This window comes from Alishewanella sp. HH-ZS (assembly GCF_001704375.1).
GTDB classification, from domain to species: domain Bacteria; phylum Pseudomonadota; class Gammaproteobacteria; order Enterobacterales; family Alteromonadaceae; genus Alishewanella; species Alishewanella aestuarii.
In genome coordinates, this window is the sequence record NZ_LZEJ01000027.1 from 30,556 (window position 1) to 55,668 (window position 25,113).

Below are 25,113 nucleotides of genomic sequence, written 5' to 3' on the forward strand. Positions count from 1 at the left end.
ATGACAATCAGGGTATTACAGTTAATTTGTCCCAGTGGCTACTATGGTGCTGAACGTTGGGTCAACGCCTTGCTTTCAGTGCCAGCAGCTGAAGGCATCGAACAATATCTGGCGATTACCGATGAACCCGGTGCCTGTGACGAGGTATTAAAACGCAGCCCGCTAGCGTCGGAGCGCCAGTTTAAAGTACCGATGTCGTCAAAATTTGATTTACGGGCGATCTGGCAGCTGGTTAGATTAATCCGGCAGTTAGAGATCAATATTATTCATACCCATGGCTACAAGTCAGATATTCTCGGCTTGCTGGCAGCGAAATGGGCCGGTATCAAATCTATCTGCACCCCCCATGGTTTTGAAAACGCGACTGATAAGAAGTTGCGCGCCTATATGTGGGCTGGCGGTAAAGCCTTCCATGGTTTTGATTATGTTTGCCCGTTATCGCCGGATATTGAACGCACGGTAATCGAGCACTACAAGGTTAAGCCGGCCAGGGTACGTCTGATTAATAACGGGGTGGACCTGCAGGAAGTGGAGCAGTGTCTGGCGCAGATCAGTGCCAAACCCTCTGCGTCTGATCAGGTCTTCACAATAGGTTATATCGGACAGCTTATTAGCCGGAAAAATCTGCCGGCGACGTTGCAGGCCTTTGCTAAGCTGTATCAGCAGTATCCGCATTGCCGCTTACAGTTGCTCGGGGACGGTGCAGAACGTCAGGCGTTAGAACAACTTGCTACTGAACTTGGTATAGCCAAGGCCACTGAGTTCCTGGGGTTTCGCGATGATCGGTTGGCGTTTTTGCCGCACTTTGATTGTTTTGTAATGACATCCAGCCTGGAAGGGATCCCGCGTTGTTTAATGGAAGCGATGGCGGCCAAGGTGTGCGTGACGGCCTTTAATATTCCTGGCGTTGATCAGTTAATTACGCACGGAGAAACCGGATTGCTGGCTGAGTATGGCGATACGGCAGCCTTGTGTCAGCATTGGTTGGATCTGCTGGCCGCGCCTGAGCGCAAGGAGCAGCTGGCGGAAGCTGGCCAACACTACGTTTATCAACACTTCTCAGCGCAGGCAATGGAGCAGGCTTACAGCAAGCTTTATAAGGAGTTAGTGTTCGAGCCTCTGTCTTAACCAACGCAACCCGTGCTGCAACGGCTGGGCTAACTGCTGACATTCCAGAATGCGATGCCGTAGCGCCAGCGTAAGCAAGATCAGAGTAATCGCATAAGCACTAAAATAGCAGCTGATGCGCAGCGTCAGTTCCATTAATGGCTGTGCCGGTCGCTCTGCTATCAATAGCTCAGTAAGCTGCCAACTCCCTAGCGCCAGCAAAAGATAGGGTAGGGTTAGCCCTGATAAACGTATCAAGTCAAACTGACAGTGGCGCTGTAACAGCAGCAGCAGTGCCAGCGTTGTCAGGATGGCGATTAGGGCTCTGAGCCAGGCCATTTCAAGCAGTGCCGCAGTTGGGATCAGCACTAACACTGCTACCACCAGCAGCGTCGACCAGAGATCAAACCAGAACAGTAATTTGCTGCGCCCGGTAGCTAGCGTTGCATTACTGAGTAAATCGAACAGACAAAATGTCAGAAAAAAGCAAGCAAAAGGCACCAGTAACCCGCTATAGCTTAGCCACTGCGATCCCAGCAAAGTGCTGACTATTAAGTCCGGATAGGCCATGGCGAAGAGGGTGATCGGCAGCAGTAATAACAACAGCAGTAGCAAACTGAGTCGCAAACGGTAGCCTTCCGCGGTTTTATCGCGTGCTATTGCGGCCTGTAACGGTTGGCTACAGGGAATGATCAGAGCAATTGCTGGCAGGATACTCAGTTCACGCAACAGATTGTAACCGCCCAGGGCTGCGGTATCGAAACGGCGGGAAACCAGGATATTGTCGGCCTGGAAGCGACAAAAACCGATAAAACCCCGTAACATGATCCATTTTGAAAAATGCCATTGTGCGTTCAGCTGCTGTAGCTGCCAGCGCGGCTTAAAGTGACATACCAGATAACTGCCGCCGGAATAAACCAAAGCCGAAACCAGCGCCCCGATGATCACCGGCCAGGCGCTGGGATATAACCACGCCAGGGTAACGGTAACCAAAAACGCCAGTAGCTTTTGGATCAGACTAAGCAGCAATACCGGCCGGTAGTTTAGTTCCCGCGCGAATTGCAGCAGTTGTGGGTTTTGCAGGGCTTTTATCGGGAGTACCAGGCTGGCGACCTGCAACGTTTGCTGCAGTTCTGGCATGCGAAAATAGTCAGCCAGTAGTGGTGATAATAATATCAATAGCAGACAAGCGCCGCTCTTTAGCAGCAAATCGAAGCTCCAGGCGGTATGCAAATCCTCTGCGGTAAGCTCACGTTTTTGCAGGGTGTAATGCTCGTTACCGGCGTCGGCAATATTTTCAAACAACATCAGGCAAATCATCACCATGGCAACCACGCCAAAGTGCTCTGGCAGTAACAGCCGCGCCAGGATCAAGGTGGAAACAAAGCCTAAGCTTTTTTGAAACAGCTGGATCAACGCCAGGATGGCGGAACTTTGTAAGACACCACGGCTAACGCTCATTGGCGATGGTCTGCTGCAAAGTATGGCGCGCCTGTTCGAGTTGCTGCTGCCGGCTTAGCGGTTCCGGTTGCATGCTGGAAACCGCAAAGACTTCAGCTGCCTCAGGCCGTTGCAACCATAAGAATTTCAGTTGTAACAGTTTGAACATCACTCTGCTATTAGTTTGATAGCTACCCAACTGATACCAGAACTGGACTTCCCGGACCTGTCCTTGCGGATTAACCAACTCCAGTACACCGTAACTTTGCAGTAAGGCTCCTTCCCGGCGGGCATGCCGGATGGACCAATGCTCCAGATTGAATAGGGTATTGTGCCAGGTGATCAGGTCGCCTTGCTGCTGACGATTGGCGTAGGTGGCGTAGAAAAACTCTACGCCCTCAGAGCTCTGCCAATGATCCCGGCTTAAGCCATCGTAGAATTGGATGCCCCAGGGCGCTCTGGTATCTGGCGGGGTCATGCTGCTAAACAAGCGTGCTGCTGTCTCCGGCGTGGCTTCCGCAGGCAGGGTTTTACTTAGCAGTCCTGCCAGGCTAAGTGGCAGTACCAGAGCGATAGCAGCAAGCTTAAAAGAGCGGCTGGTTGCTGGCGGTACCTCAGCAGCCTGCGCTGGATTATCGTCACTGAATTTAGCGCCTAACCAGAACGAGCAGAACATAACAATAAAGAATACCAGCCAGCCATAGTAGTAATGATCAGCGCCAAAGCCATAGGCCATTTGAGATTTTTCGCCAATCACTACCAATAAGAAAGCACGGATACCGTTCGCCAGAATTGAAAGTAGCAGTACCAGCACAATAAAAAGCACTGCCTTATACAGCCGCTGATAATGCAGATAGGCGAATAAACAGGACAGCACTAAACTGCTGAGTAGAAAGTTCAGGCCAGAGCAGGCCACGGCGACCTCAAATACGGCAGAAGCTGTGTGTAAATACAGACCGTCGCGATAGACTGGCATATTGATCAGTTGCAACATGGCGACCACCAGGTCAGCAGTGATTTGTTGCAGAACAGGATTGGCAGCTTCGCCGAACGGGACCAGAAAGATTAAAAAACCGATCGGAAACCAGCAATAGCGCATAAAGCGATGTCCGAGCAGGCTCCAGATCAGCAGTTGCAGGTAGAACACCGCGGCAAACTGGCTGACAAAATTAATATTGATACTGTAGGCGAGTAACCAAATCAGCAACAAAGGTAGTGCCAGGATCGCAGGTAATACCGTCGGTTCAGGTTGTAGCCGGCTTAACTGCTGACGCTGGCGATACAACAACCATAAACTGATCGGCGCTATCAGATAGCCATGCATATAGGTTTCGGAATGACGCCAGATCAACTCCATACTTTGCAGGGTAGGCCAGAACACCAGTAAATATAGCGCGGTAAGGCTTGTTAACAGCAACGTAAAAGGCAGGATTGGCCTTTGCTGGGTCAGGGACGTGCTAAGCGGCATTCCATGCTGGGTCATCGCGTAGTCCGAACGTTATTAGAGTTGTTGGTGATAGCGGTCAAAAACCTGCTTTACAGTATTCCATTGATAATCTTGTAACAGGGCGGTTAGCTTGGCTTCCATTTTCCCCAGATTGACATAGTGGCGGAATTTGGACTTTGCGCTGGCATCCCGGATCCGGGGTTGTCCCGGATCAATTTCCCAGGGGTGGAAATAAAACATGTAAGGCGAGCTGCTGCTCTTAAGATAGCGATTAATCAGACGTTTACTAAGCCAATAGGGCAGCAACCTGAAATACCCACCACCGGCGACCGGTAACTGTTTGCCTGCCAGATTCAGGATTGGCATCGGACATTCCCAAATCCCTTCAGGCCGCATATAGGGTTGTTGCGGCCAATCCGGCGTACCGTACAAATCATGTTTTACCGGGTAAGTACTGGAGCTGTAGAGGTAACCGGCAGCTTTGAGCTCTGCAAACGCCCACTCGTTGGTCTTATCAATAGAGAAACTTGGCGCCCGATAACCGTAGACAGCGGCGCCGGTAATATCTTCGAGTAACTTTTTGGTGTCGGTAACATCAGCAGCGAACTCACTGCGGCTTTGCTGCGTTGCTTTAGTATGGTTGTAACCGTGACTGGCCACTTCATGGCCTGCCTCGTGGATAGCTCTGACTAACTGTGGATAGCGCTCGGCAACCCAACCCAGCAAAAAGAATGTCGCCTGCGCCTGCTGCTCGGCAAACATTTCCAACAAGCGGTAGGTATTTTGTTCAACCCGCACCGGCATCTTAGGCCAGTCACTACTTTTAATATTATTCTCAAAGGCTGCAACGTGAAAATAATCTTCTACGTCTACGGTAAGAGCGCTCATCTGGTGCGCCACGCGGTTAGTCACTGTTAGCGCCCTTTTCCAAAGATTACGATTTCAACAGTTCGAATTAAAATAGTCAGATCCAGCAACAAACTGCGGTGTTTGATGTAATACAGATCAAACTTTAGCTTTTCCAGCGCATCTTCAGCAGTAGAACCATAGGGATACTTTAACTGCGCCCAGCCGGTTAAACCCGGACGTACATTATGGCGCTGTGCGTAGTAAGGGATATCTTTTGCCAGCTGGCTGACAAATTCAGGACGTTCAGGCCTTGGGCCAACAAATCCCATTTCGCCTTTAAGCACATTAAACAGCTGTGGTAACTCGTCAATGCGGTACTTGCGGATCACCCGTCCTACCCGGGTTACCCGGTCATCATTAGTACTAGCCCACTGAGCGCCGTTTTTCTCAGCATCAACCCGCATACTACGGAATTTAATAATTTGAAACGGCTGGCCGTCAAAGCCAACCCGGGTTTGCCGGTATAAGATAGGTGCGCCGGTGCGTCGGCCATCTTCAAGATAAATTAGCAGGGCGGTGATCAACATAATGGGCCAGGCTAATAGCAGCGTAAATAACGCCAAGAGAGCATTTAGGCGATAATCCAGATTGGTCTTAAAACGTTGGCTTCGGGCCAGGCCGTTTGAATAAATAACCCAGCTGGGATAGATAAGATTTACCGCGATTTGCCCCGTCTCACTTTCGATAAAATCCAGGATGTCGGTAACGTCTATGCCGCGGGTTTTACATTTAAATAACAGGTCAACCGGCAACATATTGCGACGTTCGTCACAGGCGATTACCAGTTGGTGAATGTTATTGCGCTCGGCGTAATCAAACAAATTTTGTAAATAGTCAACTTCCACTAATTTATCATCTGGAATGAAACCGGGTTTATCCCCTTCGATTTTGACAAAACCAACCAGATTAAAATAACGGCGATCTACGGTGCGACGCATGCGGCGTTCGATAATGGCTGCCCGCTCACCCGCACCCAGGATTAGCACGTTGCGACGACTGAGTTGTGATAAGTCATGGTATTGAAAAAATGCTCTGAACGCTGAGACTAAAACCACTGACAACAGACAGCTGAACAGCAAGGCGAAAACGCCTGGGCTCAGAGCGCTGAAAAGATTAAAAATGATGACTTCAAGTAGCAAGAAATTAAAACATTGGGTTAACAATACCCGTTTCAGTACACCAGAATGCGACTCGCGAAGTTTCTGGTCGTACAAACCTAATGACAGCGAGCACAGCATGGTTCCGCAGATAAAAATAGCAGTTACCAGCAATTGCCATTCGAGCGCAAGCGGGTTGGCGAGTCCTGATAAATCGGCAAGTTTATAACCAAGGTGGCAGGCGAGAATAATAAGACTAAGCTCACCGAAAATCAAAATCTTATCTGAGACTTTTGAACGGTGACTCCTTGCGTTGAGCATAAAACTTCCTTGGACCTTAACAACCTACAGCCTGTTTGATAAATTCGGCCAGCTTTTTCTGATCTAAACATACTTGACAGTTAGCCTCAGCTGCCTGATGCTTAATTTAGCTGAATTACAGCTTAATTTCTAGTCGGGAATTTAAATAAAATATATAAAAAGTGCAGCCAAACGACTATCTTTTGGTTATATTGTCTGCGCATCAGACAAAAGGATTCGTTTATGACCAATTTCACTCCGCTAAAAACCACTTTATGCCTGGCGGTAGGCGCAGTGCTTACCCTTTCCGGATGTGCTAACAACAACACGCTGCCTCGGGCGACGGTTCAGAGTTCGCTTACTACTACTGTTGACAATTACCAGTATCTGATTGGCCCGGCGGATACATTAAGTATCTTCGTTTGGCGTAACCCGGAACTGTCCGGCACCTTTATCGTGCGTCCAGATGGCATGATTTCAACTTCGTTGGTTGAAGATGTGCCGGTTAGTGGTAAAACACCGACCCAGCTGGCGCGGGATATGGAGCAAATTCTGGCGAAATATATCCGGGATCCGGTGGTAACGGTTTCTGTTAACAACTTTGTTGGCCCTTACAGCGAGCAAGTGCGGGTAATTGGCCAGGCAACTAATCCCCAGGCTGTGAATTACCGGCAATATATGACCCTGCTGGATTTGATGATTGCAGTTGGTGGCTTAACAGAGTTTGCTGCGGGTAATAAAGCCAAGCTGGTTCGCACTACAAATGGCTCGCAGCGTACGTATGATATCAGACTGGATGAGTTAATCCGCGACGGTAATATTTCCGCTAATGTCGATATCTTACCTGGCGATATCATCATTATTCCTGAAGCCTGGTTCTAACGCGATCTTGTATTACGCAATTTTCGGATCTTTCAGGGAGGAGTAATGAGAGAGATTCAACAGGCGCTGGAGTTGGTCAGTACCTACTTGCAGGGTATTTGGCTACGGCGCCGTTATTTTATTATCACAGCCTGGTTGGTATGCCCGGCAGGCTGGCTTTATGTTTACAAAATGCCTCCCACCTATGAAGCGAGCGCTCGTCTCTATGTGGAAAGCAGTACTTTTCTCGAGCCGATACTGCGTGGTTTGACGATTAATACCAGTCAGCGCGACGAAATCAATCTGATGGCACGAACCTTACTTAGCCGCACTAACTTGCAAAAAATTGCCCGTCAGGCGGATCTGGATTTACAGACCCGAACCGACAAGGAATTTGAGCTTATCATTGATAAGCTACAGAAAGAGATTAAGGTGTCGGGTACCAGTCGTGAGAATATCTATTCCATATCTTACAGTAATCCGCAGCCGCAAATCGCATTGAAAGTGGTTCAGGAAACGCTGAATACCTTTATGGAAAACCGCATTGGTTCCAGCCGCGCAGATTCGCAAGCGGCGCAGGAGTTTTTGGATCGCGAAATTGCTGATTATGAGCGACGTTTAGCCGAAGCTGAGCATAAGCTTTCGGAGTTTAAGAAGCAGCGGATGAATATTCTGCCAGGCTCAGAATCCAACTACTACAGCCAGCTGGCTGCAGAACAACAACGTTTGGAAGGTGCCCGGCTTGAGTTAGCTGAGTTGGAAACCCGTCTGGCTGCGGCCAGAGGTCAGTTATCGGGCATTAATCCTGCTGACGGAGGTTCTACCAATATTAGTACCCAGTTTGATGAACGAATCAGACAGCTCCAGTCACAATTAGATACTGCCCTGATCCGCTTTACTGATAACCACCCTGACGTGTTGGAAATTCGTCGCCTGCTGGATAGCTTAGTTAAGCAACGAGAAGATGAATTAGCAGCATTGGCAAATGCAGCATCTGGTAGTACAGCGTCAGGATTTGTCGCTACTCAAAACTCACTTTATCATGAGTTGCAACTCAATGTAGCAAGGCTGGAAACCGAAGTTGCCTCAAATAAGGTCCGTGTACAGGCCTTTGCGAATCGAGTGCGTGAGCTGGAAGCGCGGATGAATTTGATTCCAGAAATTGAAGCGGAGTTTAGTGGTTTAAACCGTGATTACAATGTAACCCGTTCTAAGTATGAAGCCTTGCTGGCAAGGCGTGAAGCTTCTGAGCTGGCGCGACGGGCTGATGCATCGGAACAGGATGTACAATTCAGAATTATCGAGCCACCACGGGTACCTTTTGAGCCGTCCGGGCCAAATCGTCGTCTACTGTATTCATTGGTGTTATTGTTGGGGCTTGGTGCAGGTGTTGCTATTGCCTTCCTACGCAGTTTAATTTCACCGGTACTAAGCCGGGCGTCACAGCTGGCGATGATCAGCGATTACCCGGTGTTTGGCGTGATTTCTCATACCAATAAAGCGAAAATTTTACGCCAGGTTAGGTTGCACTTCGTATATTTTACCGCTCTCACCGCGTCTTTGCTGATGTTTTACCTGATACTTGTGAGTAACGATTTAATTTTCGGCCGCTCAGCCGAGTTGTTGATGAGGATGGTGCGGTGAGTATTATTGAAAAAGCTTTGGCACGCCGTGCCGATCAGCAAGGCAACCAGCCCCATTCAAGAACTGAACCTGTTGTAGATGGTACCGATCATACAGATGATGCAGTGACAACAGCGGTTAGTGGCCGGCATCAGGTTGAGCTAGATTTGAAACATCTTGAACAACAAGGTTTTGTGTCACTTAGTACTCAGCGTCGCCTAATCAATGAAGAGTACCGGGTTATTAAGCGTAAGCTGATTAATAATGCCTTTGGCCCGCTGGCAGAGACTTTGCACCACCCGAACCTGATCCTGGTATCCAGCTCCCGGCCGGGTGAGGGCAAGACTTTTTCGTCGATTAACCTGGCGCTAAGCATTGCCTTAGAACAGGATAAGACGGTATTGCTGGTCGATGCAGATGTACTGCGACCTAAGATCGCTAAAACCCTCAATGTACAGCATGAAGTTGGCTTAACGGACTATCTGCTTTCGAGCGAGATCAGCGTATCGGATATTTTGCTAAATACCAATGTTCCGCGCTTAAAGTTAGTGACGGCTGGTACACCGCATCACCTTTCTACCGAGTTACTGGCAAGTGATCGTATGCTGAAGCTGGCCGCTGAGTTTGCCAACCGCTACGCCGATCGCATTGTGATTTTTGATGCGCCACCTTTGCTTGGGGTTAATGAAACTTCTGTTATGGCCAGTATGTGCGGACAGGGGGTGTTAGTGGTGGAAGAAAATAAGACCCGACTAAATGAGATCGAGCAATCAGTCGCGTTGTTACCCAGTGAGATGGCAGTAGGTTTTCTGATCAATAAAGCGCATCGTAATCAGGGAAAAGGATACGGCTATGGATATTACTATGGCGCCGAATAACGGCCGCAAATTGCGCACCAAGCTGGCTTACTGCGCCAGTTTGGTAACCCTGGCTTGTACTGCTGCAACCCTACCAGCGACCGCCGCTCAAACAAGATTAAGCCCTGAAATCCGGACTGCTTTTTATGGCTATCAGCTTAACTTGCCAGAACAACCGGACAAAGATAAAGGTGCCGCCTGGGAGTTAGAACCCTCTATTAGCTGGACACGGCAGTCAGCGGGGATGCAAACCCGTCTCCGTTGGCAACACAACACCGTACTCTATAAAGACGAGCAACGTGAAGATCGTCACTTTAATGATCTCTCGCTAGCCAATCGCATGACTTTCCTGCGTGACCGTATTAGTTGGGATCTTAATGCCAGTCAAAGTTATCAGCTGCGCAATAGCCGGCTCGGCATTTTCTCTGACAAAATTACCGGCGGCGAAAATTTAAGCCGGGTACAGCGCTATGGTAGTGGTTTAAGTTATCGTAGTTTACCCAGTTCACCTTATCGGGTTGAAGCGGCGTTAAATTATGGTACTACCGATAGCCAGAGCCCATTACTTGATGATGGTCTGTTTGAGTATAAAACGGATGCTTACAGCGGTAGCTGGTTATTAGGTACCAGTCAGCGCGCGTTGAATTTCTTCTGGCAGTACAATGGTCAATTGCAGGAAATCGAACGCAGCAGCGGGCCTGATGTGTCGATACGTAATCATGGGCTGGTTGTTGGTGTTCCTTTTGCACCCAATTTTTCGGTGATTGGTCGCGCCGGAGCCGAGCGGGTGGATAATGGCAGTGCCGTTGACAATAAATTTGATTACTTCGGGGCGGGCGTTGAATATCGCTTTGGTGCGCGCTCACGTGTCAACGTCACGATGAATCGCAGTGACTCCAGCGTTTTTGGTGTGGAAAAAGATACCGACACCTATATTGCATCGGAGTTTGTCATAGCGCCAACCCGCCGCACCAGTTTAGAAGGCAATTTTGACCGGCGATATTTCGGCCGTACTACAAGTTTGCAAGGGCGTTATGATTTAAGGTTCTTATCTATGCGTTTACGGATGAGTGATAATATCCGTACTCAGAACCAGTTTGACCGCGAACAGGAAGAGTTGGGGATTTTTGTTTGTCCTGATACGGCGGCAGATTTTAACGACTGTTACCGGCCACCCAGCAATCAGTATGTGCCGGTATTTGGTGAGTCATTACAAGAGTTGTCAATCATTAATGCGGAGTTGCGCGAAGAGCTGGTACAAACCCGTAATATTGGTTTTAGCCTAGGCTACAGCAAGAATCGCCTGAATCTTAATTTGACACTCAGTTCCCGTAAAACTGACTATCTGGAAACAAACGAATTTAACCGCAGTAATAATGTCAGTTTGGACAGCAGTTGGCGTTTAGATCAACTTAACCGGCTGACCGCCGCCATAAATTATTATGATATCGATTATCGTAACGAAGTCCGGCAAGATAAAAACCTCTCATTATCGGTTGGTTATATCCGTACGCTCGGTGAGCGCTCTGACTTACGCTTAACAGCGCGGCGTCTGAACCGGAATTCTACGTTGGAACAGTTTGATAACAGCGAAAACCGGGTTTGGTTAGAATATAAATACCGTTTCTAGTGCAAGGCTAGACGGTTCTTAATCAGAAAACGCCGGAGGCATTTAAACCTCCGGCGTTTTTCTATTCAGATTTAGTACTTTGCTGGCGTTGTAGGATGAGTTCGTCCAGTTCTTTTAATAGCCGGATTTTTTGCTCCAGCGTTTCGGTTAAAAGTTGTTGTACCGGTTGGGACTGGGCCACGGTTTGCTCTGAGACCGTTGGTGGTGGGGGCTCTGCGACCGGCACTACGGGTATGGGGGCCGCCGCTACCTGATGTGCGACCTCGCCACTGATTTCTTCAATGACTTTCGCTGCGTGCTCTGCGGTCAGCTCGCTAAGCTGCTCCAGAAAGCCCAGTAGCAGCATGCGGTCCATCAGTAAGTTAATCTTGCGCGGAATACCCCGGCTAAAGCGCTGTACCAGTGGATAGACATCAGGTAGCACCAAAGGTCGTTTCATACCCGCAGCCTGCAGCCGGAATTCGACATACTCTCGGGTTTCCTCTTCCTGTAATGGCGTCAAATTAGAGGAGGCAATGATCCGCTGTCTGAACTGTTCCATGTTCGGAGCCTGAATAATCGCATTCAGTTCATTTTGACCCAGTAAAAAACTTTGTAATAGCGGAGCACCGTTTACCTGGAAATTAGACAGCATTCTCAGCTCTTCAATGGACTCCAGCGGCAAGTTTTGCGCTTCGTCTACCAATAGCAGCGCGCGTCTTTGTTGGGTGTGTAAACGCTTCAAATACAGGTAAATCGCATCCAGGTAACTGGCCTTACTATGTTCAGTCACCACCAGATTAAAGGTGCTGGCGATCATTCGGATCAGATCATCCGGTGCCAGTTTAGAGGTAACGATCTGGCGGGCGACAATCTCATCAGGACTTAACTGAGCTAACAATTGATTAGCGATGGTGGTCTTACCGGTACCGACATCGCCGGTAATCACAATAAAACCCTCGCCCTGTGATAAACCATATTGCAAATAGGCGAGGGCTTTCTTATGTAACTTGCCGGCATAAAAGCAACTGGCACTGGGGGTTAGCTGGAAAGGGCGTTCAGAGAACCCATAATACGACTCGTACATATCACTCCTTTAGTCAACACTAAAGCGTCCTGTTTCGGGATCAATTTAATACCTAATGCTACGCCAAGCCGCGCTATTTAACCACTTTTTTGCAGCAGAGTCTAAATTTTACCCGAACAATCCAGCCCTTATAAAAAATTGTTGACAGGGATCAGCGGTCAACCTAGAATGCGCCCCGTGTTCAGCGATAACGCTTGCGTGTCGATGAGTGCAGAAAAGTGTGGGGCTATAGCTCAGCTGGGAGAGCGCTTGCATGGCATGCAAGAGGTCAGCGGTTCGATCCCGCTTAGCTCCACCAAGATTTTATTGCGTCCCCTTCGTCTAGAGGCCTAGGACACCGCCCTTTCACGGCGGTAACAGGGGTTCGAATCCCCTAGGGGACGCCACTTCTTAAGGTGGTATTTTCCTGGACTAACAGTTCCAACCCGATTCGGGGCTATAGCTCAGCTGGGAGAGCGCTTGCATGGCATGCAAGAGGTCAGCGGTTCGATCCCGCTTAGCTCCACCAATTTCCAGTGCGTCCCCTTCGTCTAGAGGCCTAGGACACCGCCCTTTCACGGCGGTAACAGGGGTTCGAATCCCCTAGGGGACGCCATATTAATTTCTCGCATTAGGACACCGCGCTGTCCAATTTCCACGGCATTAACAGATGTTGGAATCCCCTAGGGGACGCCATATTAATTTCTCGCATTAGGACACCGCGCTGTCCAATTTCCACGGCATTAACAGATGTTGGAATCCCCTAGGGGACGCCATTTTAGTTTCTCGCATTAGGACACCGCGCTGTCCAATTTCCACGGCATTAACAGATGTTCGAATCCCCTAGGGGACGCCATCTATCATATCTTCTACTTTATTTATCTAGCTCATCGTATCGCCGTGAGGGCGGTGTGACACCGCGCCAGCGTTGTTAAAGCGCGCCTGAGTATCGGCGCGCTATTCAACTTACTCTGCCAACTGCTGCACTAAAGGTAACATCAGGTCCCGGATCAAAGGCTGTGCCTGAGCGTTCGGGTGGATGCCATCCGGCATCATCAATTCCGGGCGGATCGCGATTTCATCCATAAAAAATGGCCAAAGCGGTATCTGATGTGCTGCGGCAAGTTGTGGATAAATATCGGTAAAGCGCGCCACATAGCGTGGTCCATAGTTCGGTGGGATCCGTATTTGCATTAACAATGGCTGGGCATTATGCTGTTTCACCAGTTCAATCATTTGTTGCAGATTATTTGCGATTAATTGTGGGTCAAAACCACGCAGGCCATCATTGCCGCCAAGCTCAATTAATACCCAGCGTGGCTGATGTTGTTGCAATAATGCCGGTAAGCGGGCCAGGCCACCACCGGTGGTTTCGCCACTGATGCTGGCGTTAACCAGTTGTACCGGACTTTTCGCGGCCAGCAGGGCAGGCCAGCCTTCATGCTCTTGCAAGCCATAAGCTGCACTTAGGCTATCGCCCATAATCAGTAGTTTGTCGGCGGTAGCAGACCAACTTATTAAACAGAACAATATAACGAAGATAATGCGCATGACGACAGCACCTGAAATTCATATTAAAGCCAATCATCTGGCTAAACGGGTCAACCTGAATGAAGGATCACTGACTATCCTGCATGATATCAGCCTGACAATCAATCGTGGGGAGTCGGTGGCCATAGTAGGGGCGTCCGGCTCCGGTAAATCGACGTTATTAAGCTTACTCGCCGGCTTAGATCTACCCAGTAGCGGTGAAGTTCAACTGGCTGGTCATCCACTGCATCAGCTATCAGAAGATCAGCGCGCCGGGGTGCGCGCCAGTCATGTCGGTTTTGTATTTCAGTCGTTTTTACTATTACCGGCACTAACGGCATTGGAGAACGTCACCTTACCTGCGGAATTAGCCGGCGATCGCCGCGCCCGCTCCCGCGGTCTGGAGTTATTGCAGTTGGTCGGGCTAAGTGAGCGGGCTGACTTTTATCCGTCACAGCTCTCTGGTGGCGAACAACAGCGGGTGGCTATTGCCCGGGCTTTTATTACCCGCCCGGCAATTTTATTTGCCGATGAACCGTCCGCCAATCTGGATGCAGTGACAGGCCAAAGGATCGAAGACTTATTGTTTGAGTTGAATGAGCAGCAGGGTACCACCCTGGTGTTGGTCACGCACAGTGAGGCGCTGGCGAAACGCTGTCAGCGACAACTGAAAATGCAGGCCGGCCGCTTTGTCCAAGAGGAGCAATGAGATGGCCACTGCTATTGCCTGGCGTCTGTTCTGGCGTGAACTGAAACGCGGCGAACTCTGGGTTATCGCCTTTGCGCTTTTTTTGGCAGTATTCTCAGTGGTGAGTTTAAGTGGCATTACGCAAAGCGTTAAATCAGCGCTGGAGCAACGCAGTGCCCACTTTATCGCCGCTGATCGGGTGTTAGGCTCCAGCCAGCCCTTCGACTCTCGCATCCTCGCTTTAGCAAAAGAGATGGGTTTAGGCGTGGCGCAACAAATGCAATTTGATTCCATGCTATTTAGTAGCAGTCAGATGCAGCTTGCGACTATCAAGGCGGTAAGTGGCGACTATCCTCTGCGCGGAGAGCTGATCCTGCATCGTTCGCAAAGTGTCACTACTGGCCCTACGACTGAACTGCGCCCGGGCGAGCTCTATCTGGAAGCCCGCTTATTTGATTTGTTGCAGGTATCGCTGGGTGAGCAGCTGGAGCTGGGGAATAGCCGCTTAACGGTGGCTGGAGTCATCGTCAATGAGCCGGATGCACCGCTAAGTGTGTTCGGTGGTAATCCGCGGGTGCTGATGCATTTAGATGACGTGGCCGCCACTGACATAGTGCAGCCCGGCAGCCGCATCGGCTACCGCTACCTGTTTGCGGGCACTAATAGTCAGCTCGAGCGGTTTCAACAAGAGGTTAGCCCACTGCTGACGGTGCATCAACGCTGGCGCGATCGTGATGAGCAATCGGCGCTAGGCAGTGCCCTGGATCGGGCCGAGCGTTTTTTATTACTTGCCGGTTTACTGGGCATAGTGCTGGCAGCCTGTGCGGCGGCGGTTGCCGCCGGTCGTTATAGTCAGCGTCATGCTCAGGCGGTGGCTATTATTAAGGCGCTGGGCGCGACAACAGCGCAGGTAAGATTGATTTACTTTAGCCATCTAATCCTGGTCGTACTCTTTAGCCTGCTGTTAGGCTTAGTCGCCGGCCAACTGATATTAGTTGCTGTGGAGCAGGGGATCCGCTTTTATATTGGTGATTTCAGACCAGAATTCAGTTTTCGGCCGCTGTGGCTGGGGGCTCTGACCTGTATTGCTTGTGCGTTGCTATTCGCGGCCCGACCCCTGTGGCGCTTAACGGTGACACCAGCTATTCAGGTGCTAAAACAACCGCTGACGCCACTGACTATCGATAAGTTACAGCTGGTTACCGGTGCTGTCGCGGTATATGGCCTGATGTGGCTGTTTGCTGCCGACTGGTTTATCAGTCTGGGCTTGTTCCTGATCTGCGCGGTCTTTGTGGCGGTACTGCTTGGTATTGCCGTGTTAATGGTTAAAGCAGCCAAACCCGTTGCCGCTGGCCAAAGTAGCGCAGGTAAGCTGGCACTGGCCAATTTGCGGCGCCGACTCTGGGCCAATAGCTTCCAACTGATTACCTTTACGCTGGCATTGTTCTTAGCCTTGTTACTGTATTTTGTGCGGGCTGAGTTAATTGGTCAGTGGCAACAGCAGATCCCGCCCGGCGCGCCAAACCACTTTCTGGTCAATCTGAGCGAGGCGCAGCGTACTGAGCTGTCTGAGTTTGCGGCCGAGCATCAGTTGCAAACGGATACGTTTTACCCAGTGGTACGGGGCCGGCTGGTCCAGCTCAATGAACAGGTGTTTCGCGAAGAAGCCACCAAAGATGATCGCAGCCAGCAGCGCACCGGTATCGGCCGCGAGTTGAATCTGACCTGGCTGGAACAGCTACCCCCGGCCAATAAAGTGATAGCTGGCCAGTGGTTTAGCCAGCAGGCAAAGGCAGAGGTGTCGGTAGAGTCGGAGCTGTCGGAGCGTTTGGGATTGAAACTGGGTGATACCCTGCATTTTTCCATTGGTGGCCAGCCGGTGCGTGCTGAAGTGACCAGTATCCGTCAGGTCGACTGGAATAGCTTACAACCGAACTTTTATATGATTCTAAGTCCTGATCTGCTGGCCGGTTTTCCTGCCAGCTATATCACGGCGTTCTATCTGGAGCCGGAGCGGTATACCGTAATCAATCAGCTATCACGGCTGATGCCAACGGTGACAGTGATCAGTGTTGAGGCCATTATCCGTCAGGTGCAGGATATTATTGCTCAGGTAACCCTGGCCTTAAGCTTTATCCTGATTATTATTGGTTTATCGGCAATATTGGTATTGGTTGCTCAGGTGCAGGCTACGCTGGAACAGCGGGAGCAGGAGTTGGCTATTTTGCGCACTCTGGGCGCCCGTTATCCCTTTTTGCGCAATGCTTTGTTGCTGGAGTTTACCTTTCTCGGTGCTTTGGCTGGGATCCTGGCCACGGTGCTGGCTGAAGTCTTATTATTGACCTTACAGCAGCGCCTGTTTGATTTGCCGTTTAGTCCGCACTATGCACTGTGGTGGCTAGGGCCATTGAGCGGCGCTATTCTGGTGTCATTACTGGGCTGGTGGCAATTGCGTAAATTGTTAAATATTCCCGGTGCCGTCTTGATCCGACGGGTGATTCAAAGTTGATAACAACGCGCCCGGCTCAGAGCCGGGCGCTGCGTATCTCACTGCGACTAAAGCGGTGTTAACTCAAAGCGCCAGGGCATTAAGTGCCTGAGACAATTGTGGATAGCGAAACTGAAAGCCGGCCTCGAGCAAGCGTTTTGGCACGACCCGTTGGCCGTACAGCAAGATATCCGACATTTCCCCAAACAACAGCTTTAGCACAGGTGCCGGCATCGGCAGCAGTGCTGGGCGGTGCAGACGTTTTGCCAGCTCGGCACTAAATACCGCATTGGTCACTGGTTTGGGGGCAACGGCGTTAACCGGGCCGCTGAGATTGTCGTTATGCAGAATAAAATCAATTAACGCCACCATATCATCCAGATGGATCCACGACATATATTGCTCGCCGGAGCCAATTTTGCCACCCAACCCCAGCTTAAAGGGCGGCAACATTTTCTTCAGTGCGCCACCTTTTGCCGCTAATACTACGCCTGTTCTGAGCAGGCATACCCGGGTTTGCGGACTACTGGCCTGCATCGCCAGATTTTCCCAGCGGGCACAGATGTCATGGCTGAACTCCGGGAAAAACGCCTGATAGTCTTCGTCGATTTCCTGCTCCCCCTGGCGACCATAAAAGCCAATGGCGGAGCCGCTGATCAGTATTTTGGGAGGATGGCTTACCGAGTTGAGCGCCTGCACCAGTTGTTCAGTCAGTTGCCAGCGGCTATCACAGATCCGGCCTTTCTGCGCGGCAGACCATCTTTTGTCGGCGATAGGTTCACCGGCCAGATTAACAATGGCATCAATCTGGTTCAGATCAATATCGGAGAGCTGTTGGCGATAGCGTACCTGCTCTGTGTCAGTGCGCGCGGTACGGCTTAGTATTGTCAGCTGATGCTGAGCTTGCCAGTGCTTAACTAAGGCAGTGCCGATCAGACCGGTGCCGCCGGTAATTAGGATCCGCATCGTCAAGCCTCCTGTCGGGTCAAGTGGTGCAGTATCTGAATAGTGTAGCCCCTGCGGGCTGGATATGACAGTTGCCGGCTGTACGCCCCAGCTTATGCCTTGTTGACGGAAAGCATCAGCGATACCGAGTCAGCAAAACGTAGCGCATGAGGTTTATCGACTTCGACTTCGGCAAAGACCACGCTGCTATGGGCACTGGCCAGCGCCAGCACTTCGGCAGTGAGTTTTTCCAGCAGATAAAAGCGGTTGGATTCAACCAGACTGATAATTTGTTTGGTAATAGTACGATAATTCAGAGCATTATCCATCTGATCGCTACTGGCGGCGGCATCAGCATGATATTGGATCCGCACATTGACCACGACATCCTGCTTATTCTTAATCTCGTCATCATTAATGCCTATATAGGTGCGTAGCCGCAGATTTTTAATACGAATGGTGGCAGGGTTAAGCGCCATAACAAATTCCTTCAGTTAATTTGCAAAGCTTTACGTACGGCTCACACTTTTCGATCAGCTAGCTGTCCGCCGGAAAGCTTAGGGTAAAGGATGCGCCACCAAGCGAACTTTCGCCGACCTTGATCATGCCGGAATAGGAATTCACCAGCTCAGCGACAATCGACAGCCCTACACCATGTCCTTCCTGATAAGTATCCAGCCGGATCCCGCGCTGAAACAACTCTTTTCGACGTTCCGGCGCTATACCCGGGCCATCGTCTTCGATGGTCAGGCTAAAGGGGTGTGGTTGCACCGTCAGCTTAACCTGGCGCCGACAGGCTTTACAGGCGTTATCGAGCAGGTTGCCCAACATTTCCATTAAATCTGTTTCATCACCCCGGAAGAAGGTGGTTGGTTCACATTGGATATCAATCTGACAGTCTTTATCGCGATAGATTTTTCGCAGCGCATTACTGACTTTATCTGCCAGCGGTAACACCGGTGTTTGTTTTTTCCAGATATCCTGGCCCGAACTGCTGGCTTTTTTCAATTGGTGTTCGATCATGGCGGTGATACGATCGATCTGCTCTTTTAATTCCGGCTGTTGCGCTAATGGCGAAGTACGTAATACAGCAACCGGCGTTTTTAGCGCATGCGCCAGATCACTTAAGTGATTACGGTAACGCTGTTTCTGGCGGTTCTGGTTGGCCAGCAACAGGTTAAGATCTTCTTTGATACCGCGCAGCTCAGACGGGTAATTTCCGGTCAGATGATCCTGGCGACCTTTTTCCAATTGCCGGATCTCAAAATCCAACCGGGTTAGCGGCCGTGTCGTCCAATAATAGGCCAGGATACTGAGCAGGGATAAACCAGCACCAATGCCGATAAACCATTTTAGCAAGGTGTTACGAAAACTGATGTGGGGTGCCAGCAGCAACTGTTCATCCTGCACGATATGAATCGCCAGCGGCTTGGCACTGTCTCCGGTGTCAAACAAAAAGGCAATACTCAGGATCTGATATTTCTGTTGCTGTTGCTCTGAGGTATAAAAAATATGCTGGCCCGGAACCAGTTCGATGACCGGTAACTCGAAATCCTGATTCAGCGAGGAATCTGACTGCCATAACAGCAGCTGATCTTCGCTGACATAAGCAGTTAAGCCCGAATCTGGCCGGTAAAAATCCGGCGCCAGGGTATTGTTATTGAGTTCAATTTTACCGTTGATCAGATTAAGTTCTGACAAGATGGAGTACATATGTACTTCCATTTTTTGCTCAGCATTGGTCAACAGTTGCCGATAGAAAGCTTGCTCAATGGCCAGAAATGAACTGGGTAGTAGCAACAGCAAGAGTACAGCACTGACCAGGCCCTGGCGTAACTTTAGCGGTAATACCAGCATGCTATTCAACAGCTAGATTAAAGCGATAACCACGTCCGCGCAGCGTCTCTATGGGTTTCAGCTCGCCCTCAGGGTCGAGTTTTTTCCGCAGTCTGAGGACAAAAACCTCAATCACGTTACTGTCCAGATCGAAATCCTGATCATAGATATGTTCCGTCAGTTCTGTTTTGGAAATGACTTTGGCTGGGTTCAGCATAAAATATTCCAGCACTTTGTATTCGTATGCGGTCAGACTGACTTCATCATCAGCCAGCCAAACTTGCTGGGTACGGCTATTCAGGGAAATAGGGCCAGAGCGCAAGAGTGGGTCGGGTTGCCCGGCTGCGCGGCGGATCAACGCATTACAACGCGCCAGTAATTCTTCATTATGAAAAGGTTTGGTCAGATAATCATCGGCACCGGCATCCAGGCCTTCTACCTTTTCCTGCCAGCTGCCGCGGGCGGTTAAAATGATAATGGGGGTCTTAATTTCCTGCTTACGCGCTTTACGGATTAAGGATAGGCCATCCAGTTTTGGCAAACCGAGGTCAATGATAGCGAGATCATAAGGGTACTCTGACAGCTTGAACCAACCATCGGCGCCATCTCCAGCGAGATCAACGCTAAACTGTTGTTGTAACAGCTGACTTTTAATTTGGTCGGCCAATAGGCTCTCGTCTTCTACTACTAATACCCGCATGCTTATTCTTCCCTTTGCACCCGGCCATTCTGACCGTCTACCAATACATTAACCACCCGACCATCCGATTGCATTACCCTGACCCGGTAATGACGGTTGTCAGCTTGTACTTTTAATACCCGGCCCGGATAGCGCTGTTGCGCCAGTCGCGTAGCCTGCTCTTTTGACACTTCACGGCTTGCCGGTTGTGCCGCTTGCCGGTTCTGCTCTTTCCTGAGTTCAGTTTGCCGGAACTGCTCTTTTCGCAGCTCAGTCTGCCGGTTCTGTTCCTTTCTAGGTTCTGTCTGGCCGTAGCAGGACAAACTGAACAGACCAAGCAAGAATAGGGTTATATAAAATTTCATTTCACTCTCCAACAACAAGCCGATACCTGGCGCATAGCAACAACATTAATAGCGATAGGCCGGCCTGGCACTGACTACCAGAGGAATGGTTCTGCCGGGGTGTTGCTCGGTAAAGGTTTGATAATACCGCCCCCGATATTTATAGGTGACTTGATAGCCTTCCAGTACCTGTCTGTAATGTACTGAATTATGACGCGTACGGCAATCTTCGTAATAGTGATCACGTTTTGACATATCATGACCGACACTGCCGCCAAGGGCTGCACCGGCAACCAGACCGATTCTCTTATTGGTTTTGTTACTGCCAACAGCATGACCGAGCGCACCTCCGACAATAGCACCAACAATTGCCGGCGTTGCCGAATCGCGTTGCTCGCGATAGACAGGGGTGCAATGCGTACTGGCTTGTCGAACCGGAACCTGACTATATACCGGCACCACCTCGGTGACCCGTCCATACTCGTGCCGGCCGTGCGCTTGCGTAGCTGCTGACCACAATAGGGTACTGGTCAGCGCAAAATAACAGAGTTTTTTCATCGGCCACCTCCGATTTCAGCTTTACCCATAGCTTAGAGGGGGGTGTCTTAATTGTTGCTGAATGTTTCAAAACTTATTTTGTGTATTTTTTATTAAAAATTTGCCAATTTTATTTTGCGTGCTAGTTTTATTTTTGGTTGGTATCTTTGTGTCAGGTAAGCAGGTGTGTCGCCCGGGTAGCTGTGCGGTGTCCGCCAACCCCGCAGGTTTACTCAACGGCTGTAGCGAGCAAGTCAGCCGCGTGCCTGACTGTTTCGGGAGGAAACATCAGATGAAAAAGCTTGTGCTCTCTGCCATGCTGGCAGCATTAGTACTGGGTGCCAATTATACGCTGGCCAATACAAGTGGACAGACGTTGACCAGAGCGACGGCTGAAGCTTCAACTAAGTTAAAGCTGAATCAGGCCAGTGTTGAACAACTCACTGCTATCCCCGGTTTGGGTAAGGTTAAGGCTCAGGCCATCCTGGACCATATCAGTGAGCATGGCGAGATTAAAAGCCAGGCCGAGCTAACCAAAGTTAAGGGGATCGGCGACAAACTGGCTGCGAAGGTGGCTGAATACGTCAGTTTTGAGTAAGCAGCTCAGGGCGTGTTTAACACACGCCCTAACTTTAGGCGATTTCGCCTAAAGCTTTCATTTGTTCGTTCGCCCATTGCACCGCTTGATGGTAGACATCCGGGATCTTATCCGCAGGCAGCCTGAGCTTTTCAATGAGGATTGTTGCCTGTGGCCAGCTGGCATTCTCATAACATTCAATCAGGCGGATAAAGCCGGCCAGTTCACCGGTTTTTTCGATCAGTGCAGCTTTGATCTCATTAGCCAGTGGCAGCTTTTCCATCACACTGCTGATCGGCTCATCCAGGATCGCATCCATCAGTGACATCATGCCGGTTAAATAGGCTTTGTCCTGTGACACCCGACCAGACAGACCGGCCAAACCTTCAGCAAAATTTGCCCGCGTCATAGATAGGCGCATTAACTCGGCGGGCTTATCACTACTGATTTGCGCGGTAAACAACAGCGACAGGAACTTCTTTAACTCGGCCTGACCCAATACAATCAGCGCTTGTTTGATGGTTTCGACTTCTGCCCGGCGCCGGAAAATCGCCGAGTTACTGTATCGTAGTAATTTATAGGACAGGGTTACATCCCGTTTAAAGATTTCGGTGATCCTGGCAAGGTCCATATCAGCTTGAGAGGTTTCATATAACAGTTCCGCCAGCGCCAATTGCGAGGGGGAAAGCGCCCGGGTTTGCAGCATTTCTGGCTTGGAAAAAAAGTAGCCCTGAAAGTAGCTAAAGCCCTGAGCCAGCGCCTGCTGAAATTCGGCGTTGGTTTCGACTTTTTCTGCCAGTAACTTAATGTGCGGAAAATCTGCAATTGCCTGTTTAATCTCTTCGATTTGCTCGGCATTGGTACTGCGGATATCGATTTTAATAATATCAATATAAGGGTAAAAGTGCCGCCAGACATTTTTATGTTCGTAATCATCCAGCGCCAGGGTATAGCCTTGTTCTTTTAAGTGCTGACATTCGGCCAGTAAGCGTTTGCCGGGCTGAATGGTTTCCAGCACTTCGACCACCACCTGTTCTTTGGGTAGCATGCTGGGGTATTTTTTTAGCAAGGTTTCCAGCGTGAAATTGATAAAACCGGGTTTGTCGCCAAGAAAGTCATCCAGACCAAAACTGAGTTGGCTACCTTCTACCATCTTGGAGGTGGCTTCGTCGCCGTCAATATTCGGGAAAGCATTTTCTACACCATCCCGGAATAACAGTTCGTATCCAAACAGTACTTTATTGCGATCTAAGATAGGTTGGCGCGCGGCGTAAAAATACATAGGCAACACTTCTCCGGCAAACATCAGCAAGGGCCTGAAATTTTATCAGGCCCGTCAGATTGATAACCGGTATTCTAGCAGCTGTTAATATACCCTGTTAGCGCTTTTTGACTTCCTGCTGCATTTTGGCAAAGAGTTGCAGAATTGACGGTGCCGGGGTCTTTGTCAGCAAACTAACCAGCACAATCGCCAGCGTACTGAAGATGACGCCAGGCACAATCTCATACAGCCATTGACTCAGTGGCAAACCATTGATGGTGAGTGGTGCATAGATCCAGAACAAGACCGTTAGGGCGCCAACCACAATACCACTGAGGGCGCCGGCAAATGTCATCCGTTGCCAGTACAGGCTCAGGATAATCAGCGGGCCAAAGGCAGCACCAAACCCTGCCCAGGCATTGCTGACCAGTTGCAGCACTGAGCTGTTACGATCAAATGCCAGCACGATGGCGACGATGGCGACGGCCAGCACTGATAAGCGGCCAATCACCACCAGCTCTGCCTGTGACGCATCACGTTTGACAAAGGTTTTATAGAAATCTTCGGTCAGTGAGCTGGAAGTAACCAGCAACTGGGAGGAGATGGTACTCATAATCGCGGCCAGGATCGCCGCCAGTAAGAAGCCGCTGATCAGCGGGTGAAACAAAAATTGGGAGAAGATAATAAAGATTGTTTCCGGGTCTTGCAGTGTCATCTCGGTTTTTGCAACATAGGCAATACCGACAAAACCGGTCATCACGGCACCAACGATGGTTACCAGCATCCAGCTCATACCGATGCGCCGCGCCACTTTAATATCTTTTACTGAGCGAATGGCCATAAAACGGACAATAATATGCGGCTGGCCGAAATAACCCAGGCCCCAGGACAGCGCCGAGATAATCGCCAGTGCTGAGCTGGCGCCAACCCAACTTAACAGATCCGGATTGATGGTACTGACAATCTGATTGACTTCGCCAAGGCCACCCAGATGATCAATCGCTACCACCGGTACTAACACCAGCGCGATAAACATCAGACAGCCTTGCACAAAATCGGTCAAACTTACCGCCAGAAAGCCGCCAATCAGGGTGTAGATCACGACCACGCCGGCAGTAACGAACAGCCCCAGCTCATAATCAAAGCCAAAAGAGCTTTCAAACAGCTTACCGCCGCCCACGACGCCGGATGAGGTGTAGAGTGTAAAGAACACAATAATCACCAGCGATGAGACTAAACGCAGCAAACGGGTGCGATCTTCAAAGCGTTTTTCAAAATAATCCGGAATGGTAATGGCATCCTGCGCCAGCTCGGTGTAAACCCGCAGCCGCGGTGCCACTATTAAATAGTTAAGATAGGCGCCAATCAATAACCCGACGGCGATCCAGGTACTGCTTAAACCGGACAGGTACATAGCACCAGGCAGGCCCATCAGCATCCAGCCGCTCATATCAGAGGCGCCGGCCGAAAGGGCGGTGACACTGGGGCTTAACTTACGTCCACCCAGCATATAGCCTGAGACATCATTATCGGTGGTACGGTAGGCATAAAGCCCGATTGCGATCATCGCCAGAAAATAGAGGGCGAGCGAAAAGAGAGTGGCAGTTTCCAAACGAAGCTCCTGTTATTGTACGTTGTTATAAAACGAGCTGACCTTTGCTGACGTCTATAACTATGGCTGACTTCGGCCAGAACGCGTCAGCAAAGGTCAAATCATAATAAATTCAGCCAGACTAAGACTGAGAGCGGTAACTGCAGCCTTTAGTCTTAGTTCAGCTTAGGGTAAATGCTAACAAGATGACGGCGGGCTGGCTAGTGCTTTGCTACCAGCCCGCCTTGTTGATTGTGGGATCTGCCGAATCCGTGCTGTTATTCCGGCCTTTTAACCAGGCCTTTTAAGCGCAATGTTTGA

General features: G+C 50.0%; 22 protein-coding genes and 4 tRNA genes. 12 read left to right on the plus strand and 14 right to left on the minus strand.

Annotated features, from left to right (window positions below; all coding sequences use genetic code 11):
• Positions 1 to 1,128: a glycosyltransferase gene (locus tag A9165_RS11515; RefSeq protein ID WP_065955979.1), complete on the plus strand. Its 1,128-nt coding sequence runs from the start codon at positions 1 to 3 to the stop codon at positions 1,126 to 1,128.
• On the opposite strand, the gene A9165_RS11520 is transcribed toward A9165_RS11515, so the two are convergent.
• The 4 genes from A9165_RS11520 to A9165_RS11535 are packed head-to-tail and all read right to left on the minus strand — an operon-like array spanning position 1,105 to position 6,321.
• A complete protein-coding gene (locus A9165_RS11520) occupies positions 1,105 to 2,568 on the minus strand; it encodes an oligosaccharide flippase family protein (RefSeq protein ID WP_065955980.1) in 1,464 nt (487 codons plus the stop codon). The genes A9165_RS11515 and A9165_RS11520 overlap by 24 nt on opposite strands.
• Positions 2,558 to 4,030: an exosortase A gene (xrtA, locus tag A9165_RS11525; RefSeq protein ID WP_083216272.1), complete on the minus strand. Its 1,473-nt coding sequence runs from the start codon at positions 4,028 to 4,030 to the stop codon at positions 2,558 to 2,560. The genes A9165_RS11520 and xrtA overlap by 11 nt, the downstream gene beginning before the upstream one ends.
• A gap of 18 nt (positions 4,031 to 4,048) precedes the next feature.
• Complete coding sequence (locus tag A9165_RS11530; RefSeq protein ID WP_065955982.1) at positions 4,049 to 4,882, minus strand: XrtA system polysaccharide deacetylase; 834 nt, start codon at positions 4,880 to 4,882, stop codon at positions 4,049 to 4,051.
• Positions 4,883 to 4,908: 26 nt separating this feature from the next.
• The gene (locus A9165_RS11535; RefSeq protein ID WP_065955983.1) at positions 4,909 to 6,321 is read right to left on the minus strand and encodes a TIGR03013 family XrtA/PEP-CTERM system glycosyltransferase; all 1,413 of its coding nucleotides are present in this window, start codon (positions 6,319 to 6,321) and stop codon (positions 4,909 to 4,911) included.
• Positions 6,322 to 6,543: 222 nt separating this feature from the next.
• Between A9165_RS11535 and A9165_RS11540 the strand changes: the two genes are divergently transcribed.
• Genes A9165_RS11540 through A9165_RS11555 form a run of 4 tightly spaced genes read left to right on the plus strand, consistent with a single transcriptional unit; the run spans position 6,544 to position 11,271 of the window.
• Complete coding sequence (locus A9165_RS11540; RefSeq protein ID WP_065955984.1) at positions 6,544 to 7,182, plus strand: XrtA/PEP-CTERM system exopolysaccharide export protein; 639 nt, start codon at positions 6,544 to 6,546, stop codon at positions 7,180 to 7,182.
• Positions 7,183 to 7,227: 45 nt separating this feature from the next.
• Entirely contained in the window at positions 7,228 to 8,805 is a 1,578-nt protein-coding gene (locus tag A9165_RS11545) for an XrtA system polysaccharide chain length determinant (protein ID WP_065955985.1), read from the plus strand.
• Positions 8,802 to 9,662: an XrtA-associated tyrosine autokinase gene (locus A9165_RS11550; protein WP_065955986.1), complete on the plus strand. Its 861-nt coding sequence runs from the start codon at positions 8,802 to 8,804 to the stop codon at positions 9,660 to 9,662. Before A9165_RS11545 ends, A9165_RS11550 begins: the two co-directional genes overlap by 4 nt.
• On the plus strand, positions 9,637 to 11,271 hold the full coding sequence (locus tag A9165_RS11555) for a TIGR03016 family PEP-CTERM system-associated outer membrane protein (protein WP_065955987.1): 1,635 nt from the start codon (positions 9,637 to 9,639) through the stop codon (positions 11,269 to 11,271). Before A9165_RS11550 ends, A9165_RS11555 begins: the two co-directional genes overlap by 26 nt.
• Before the next feature lie 61 nt (positions 11,272 to 11,332).
• Here the strand turns inward: A9165_RS11555 and A9165_RS11560 are convergent, their stop codons facing one another.
• Positions 11,333 to 12,337, minus strand: a complete 1,005-nt coding sequence (locus tag A9165_RS11560; protein WP_065955988.1) for an ExeA family protein — start codon at positions 12,335 to 12,337, stop codon at positions 11,333 to 11,335.
• A gap of 222 nt (positions 12,338 to 12,559) precedes the next feature.
• Between A9165_RS11560 and A9165_RS11565 the strand changes: the two genes are divergently transcribed.
• From A9165_RS11565 to A9165_RS11580, 4 genes are all read left to right on the plus strand, one after another.
• Positions 12,560 to 12,635, plus strand: a tRNA-Ala gene (locus tag A9165_RS11565).
• A 12-nt stretch (positions 12,636 to 12,647) separates the two neighbouring features.
• Positions 12,648 to 12,723, plus strand: a tRNA-Glu gene (locus A9165_RS11570).
• Positions 12,724 to 12,769: 46 nt separating this feature from the next.
• A tRNA-Ala gene (locus A9165_RS11575) sits at positions 12,770 to 12,845 on the plus strand.
• Positions 12,846 to 12,856: 11 nt separating this feature from the next.
• Positions 12,857 to 12,932 (plus strand) — tRNA-Glu (locus A9165_RS11580).
• A 350-nt stretch (positions 12,933 to 13,282) separates the two neighbouring features.
• Here A9165_RS11580 and A9165_RS11585 read toward each other — a convergent pair.
• On the minus strand, positions 13,283 to 13,867 hold the full coding sequence (locus tag A9165_RS11585; RefSeq protein ID WP_065955989.1) for an arylesterase: 585 nt from the start codon (positions 13,865 to 13,867) through the stop codon (positions 13,283 to 13,285).
• Between A9165_RS11585 and A9165_RS11590 the strand changes: the two genes are divergently transcribed.
• Together A9165_RS11590 and A9165_RS11595 are read left to right on the plus strand one after the other, a co-directional pair.
• Positions 13,866 to 14,555 (plus strand): ABC transporter ATP-binding protein, encoded by a 690-nt coding sequence (locus A9165_RS11590; protein WP_065955990.1) that lies wholly within the window; start codon positions 13,866 to 13,868, stop codon positions 14,553 to 14,555. The genes A9165_RS11585 and A9165_RS11590 overlap by 2 nt on opposite strands.
• Position 14,556: 1 nt before the next feature.
• On the plus strand, positions 14,557 to 17,043 hold the full coding sequence (locus A9165_RS11595; protein WP_065955991.1) for an ABC transporter permease: 2,487 nt from the start codon (positions 14,557 to 14,559) through the stop codon (positions 17,041 to 17,043).
• A 63-nt stretch (positions 17,044 to 17,106) separates the two neighbouring features.
• Here A9165_RS11595 and A9165_RS11600 read toward each other — a convergent pair whose 3' ends face one another.
• From A9165_RS11600 to A9165_RS11625, 6 genes are all read right to left on the minus strand, one after another.
• Entirely contained in the window at positions 17,107 to 17,988 is an 882-nt protein-coding gene (locus A9165_RS11600; RefSeq protein WP_065955992.1) for a TIGR01777 family oxidoreductase, read from the minus strand.
• 92 nt (positions 17,989 to 18,080) lie between these two features.
• Complete coding sequence (folX, locus tag A9165_RS11605) at positions 18,081 to 18,446, minus strand: dihydroneopterin triphosphate 2'-epimerase (protein ID WP_065955993.1); 366 nt, start codon at positions 18,444 to 18,446, stop codon at positions 18,081 to 18,083.
• 58 nt (positions 18,447 to 18,504) lie between these two features.
• Positions 18,505 to 19,824 carry an ATP-binding protein gene (locus A9165_RS11610; protein WP_083216273.1) on the minus strand — a complete coding sequence of 440 codons (1,320 nt, stop codon included), beginning with the start codon at positions 19,822 to 19,824 and terminating at the stop codon, positions 18,505 to 18,507.
• 1 nt (position 19,825) lies between these two features.
• Positions 19,826 to 20,503, minus strand: a complete 678-nt coding sequence (locus A9165_RS11615) for a response regulator transcription factor (RefSeq protein WP_065955995.1) — start codon at positions 20,501 to 20,503, stop codon at positions 19,826 to 19,828.
• 2 nt (positions 20,504 to 20,505) lie between these two features.
• A complete protein-coding gene (locus A9165_RS11620; RefSeq protein ID WP_083216274.1) occupies positions 20,506 to 20,847 on the minus strand; it encodes a PepSY domain-containing protein in 342 nt (113 codons plus the stop codon).
• A 45-nt stretch (positions 20,848 to 20,892) separates the two neighbouring features.
• A complete protein-coding gene (locus A9165_RS11625) occupies positions 20,893 to 21,384 on the minus strand; it encodes a glycine zipper 2TM domain-containing protein (protein WP_065955996.1) in 492 nt (163 codons plus the stop codon).
• 271 nt (positions 21,385 to 21,655) lie between these two features.
• Here A9165_RS11625 and A9165_RS11630 point away from each other — a divergent pair, with 271 nt between their 5' ends.
• Positions 21,656 to 21,961 (plus strand): helix-hairpin-helix domain-containing protein, encoded by a 306-nt coding sequence (locus tag A9165_RS11630; protein WP_065956019.1) that lies wholly within the window; start codon positions 21,656 to 21,658, stop codon positions 21,959 to 21,961.
• Positions 21,962 to 21,995: 34 nt separating this feature from the next.
• Here the strand turns inward: A9165_RS11630 and A9165_RS11635 are convergent, their stop codons facing one another.
• Both A9165_RS11635 and putP read right to left on the minus strand, forming a co-directional pair.
• Entirely contained in the window at positions 21,996 to 23,222 is a 1,227-nt protein-coding gene (locus A9165_RS11635) for an EAL and HDOD domain-containing protein (protein ID WP_065956020.1), read from the minus strand.
• A gap of 97 nt (positions 23,223 to 23,319) precedes the next feature.
• Entirely contained in the window at positions 23,320 to 24,813 is a 1,494-nt protein-coding gene (gene putP, locus A9165_RS11640; RefSeq protein ID WP_065955997.1) for a sodium/proline symporter PutP, read from the minus strand.
• Positions 24,814 to 25,113 lie beyond the last annotated feature (300 nt).